Annotated in this window: 3 protein-coding genes and 1 pseudogene; 1 reads left to right on the top strand and 3 read right to left on the bottom strand. The window is 61.1% G+C overall.

Annotated features, from left to right (window positions below; translation table 11 throughout):
- Positions 1–73: 73 nt before the first annotated feature.
- The 3 genes and pseudogenes from ACWNCF_RS02110 to ACWNCF_RS02100 form a co-directional block, all read right to left on the bottom strand.
- A pseudogene (locus ACWNCF_RS02110) lies at positions 74–532 on the bottom strand (FAD-dependent oxidoreductase); the annotation flags it as partial.
- A 396-nt stretch (positions 533–928) separates the two neighbouring features.
- Positions 929–1,252, bottom strand: a complete 324-nt coding sequence (locus ACWNCF_RS02105) for a KGG domain-containing protein (RefSeq protein ID WP_449405846.1) — start codon at positions 1,250–1,252, stop codon at positions 929–931.
- A gap of 168 nt (positions 1,253–1,420) precedes the next feature.
- On the bottom strand, positions 1,421–2,041 hold the full coding sequence (locus tag ACWNCF_RS02100; protein WP_449405845.1) for a mechanosensitive ion channel family protein: 621 nt from the start codon (positions 2,039–2,041) through the stop codon (positions 1,421–1,423).
- Here ACWNCF_RS02100 and ACWNCF_RS02095 point away from each other — a divergent pair.
- On the top strand, positions 2,031–2,513 hold the full coding sequence (locus ACWNCF_RS02095) for a hypothetical protein (protein ID WP_449405844.1): 483 nt from the start codon (positions 2,031–2,033) through the stop codon (positions 2,511–2,513). The two genes, ACWNCF_RS02100 and ACWNCF_RS02095, sit on opposite strands and share 11 nt — an antisense overlap.
- The last annotated feature ends 137 nt before the right edge of the window (positions 2,514–2,650 follow it).

Here is a 2,650-nt window from a genome sequence, read left to right as displayed (position 1 = left end):
TGTTTATGTCTACTCGTTCAGTTACGTATTGCTAAGGTTAAAACGGAGGAGTTGAGCTGGATGATCCAGCACCTGTCTTGAAGAACGCTTCGTACAGCTCGCGGCCCACGAAACGCAGCGCCTGTTCCTCGAACGTGGCCGGATTCTCGATCGACTTGTCGCCCAGCGACTGGATGAACGCCTGGGCTTCCGCCGGACGGAACGTCTTGCCGAAGAACTGGTTGATCGTCAGCAGGTTGATCGGCAGCGTGAACACGCGGTGATTCGTGATCGCCTTCACGCGATTGACGTAGGGCTTGAATTCGGCGAAGCGGTTCACGAATTCCCAGGCCCGCTCGTTATCGGTGTGGAAAATGTGGGGGCCGTACACGTGCACCATGACGCCCGTTTCGGCGTCGCGCTCCGAATGGCAGTTGCCCGCGATATGGTCGCGCGCCTCGAAGATTTCGACGTTGTAGCCCGCGTGGGCCAGCTGGTTGGCGATGACAGCTCCGGAAAATCCAGCACCGACAATGGCAATATTCTTTTTCATTCGCTTATCCTGTTTGATGGTTATTCCTGCCGGCGCGGCGCCTGCGGCCGCGCGGACTCCATGCCCCGCATGCGCTGTTTCCCGCATCCAAAGTTCATACGTAAAGACCGTAACGACTTACGGTTACGGAACGATTGGAATGTGAAATATAGTGCCAAAAATATATCACCCTTCATCCGTTTTGCCCCGCACAATTGGACGCGGGCGCAGAGCGGGCGAGCCCGTCAATACGAGTGCGGCGGCACATCGCGGCGGAATGCCGGGGATGGGAAAGGAGAGGATGGGGCGGGCGGACCGTCGTTTCTGGACGCGTCACGGAAATGCGAAAACCGCCGGCCGGAGCCAGCGGTTGGAACTGCCACGATCTGCCCGGGCGTGCCGGGCAGGCGCTGGCGATCAGCGCTTGTTGTCGTTCTTGTGGCTCTGCGAGCCGGCCTTGGCATGCTGCTCCGGCGTGCCGCCACGGGTGCTGTTGCCGCTCTGCTGGTTGCCGCTGTTGCCGCTCTGGTTGTTGCCGTGGTTCTTGTGGCTCATGGAGCCGGCGCGGCGCGCTTCTTCCGAGGTGAACTCGTGCGCATTGCCCGAAGCGTGGGCGGCCTTGCCGCCTTCCGAGGCGATGTCGCGCTGCTTCTGCGGGTCCATCGATGCGAAGCCGCGGTTGCTGGTGTCGCCGCTCTGGTTGTTGCCCTTGTTACCGCCTTGCTGGTTGTTCGATGCCATGATCGTTCTCCTTGAGTTGGTTAAACAGTCGTCCCTCTGCCGGATCAGCGTCTCGTGACTCCCGCTCGGGAAGAGGTGAAGCCATGCTAAGGCGCACGATATGCAGGGTGAATAGGATTCCTTATGGCTGGCTTGTAGGATGAGTCTGGCTATTTTGGTGCAACGGATTCAGTGAAAGGACGGGCCCGGCGGCGGAGACACCTCGCCGTTGCGGCGGAACGTCTCCGCCAGTCCCGCATCGGCCAGGCGCACGATCGACAGCGGGTGCGCGAACTCGATGGCCTCCTGCTGGAAGCGGCGGTAGATCTCCAGGAAAATGGCCTGTTGCGCATCCATGTGCAGGAGGTAATCGGGGCTGCGGTAGTGGTACACGACCTCGAAATCCAGCGACCACTGGCCCCAGTTGAAGAAATGGGCGCGTTCGAAGTCGACGTTTTCCTTGCTCGTGACGATCTCGCGGATGATCTGCGGGATGCGGCCCAGCAGTTCATCACCCGTGCCGTAGGCCACGCGCAGCACGAATGCCACGCGCCGCGTCTGCATGCGCTTGTGGTTGTGGATGCGGCTCTTCAGCAGTTCGCCGTTGGAGAACACGACCTGTTCCCCGCCCAGGCCGCGCACGCGCGTCGTCTTGAGGCCGATGTGCTCGACCGACCCGAGCACGTCGCCCACGATGATGAAATCGCCCACCTCGAACGGCTTGTCCAGCATGATCGAGAGCGAGGCGAACAGGTCGCCGAGGATGTTGCCGGTTGCGGCCTGGGCGGGGCAACAGGTCGTGTTCTCCAACGGCGAACTGCTGAAGAGCCGCATCCACGACCACAAGCGCATGCAGACGCGGCGCGTGGCAGTCGTGCCGCGCGTGGCCTACGGCACGGGTGATGGACCTGCTGGGCCGCATCCCGCAGATCATCCGCGAGATCGTCACGAGCAAGGAAAACGGTCGACTTCGAACGCGCCCATTTCTTCAACTGGGGCCAGTGGTCGCTGGATTTCGAGGTCGTGTACCACTACCGCAGCCCCGATTACCTCCTGGCAGCAACTGGATGCGCAACAGGCCATTTTCCTGGAGATCTACCGCCGCTTCCAGGGCAGGAGGCCATCGAGTTCGCGCACCCGCCTGTCGATCGTGCGCCTGGCCGATGCGGGACTGTGCGGAACGTTCCGCCGCAACGGCGAGTGTCTTCCGCCGCCGGCCCGTCCTTTCCAACTGAATCCGTTGCACCAAAATAGCCAGACTCATCCTACAAGCCAGCCATAAGGAATCCTATTCACCCTGCATATCGTGCGCCTCTAGCACGGCTTCACCTCTTCCCGAGCGGGAGTCAGCACGAGACGCTGATCCGGCAGAGGGACGACTGTTTAACCAACTCAAGGAGAACGATCATGGCATCGAAC

The sequence above is a fragment of the Massilia phosphatilytica genome (genome assembly GCF_977014125.1).
This window is presented reverse-complemented; position numbering and strand designations above follow the sequence as displayed.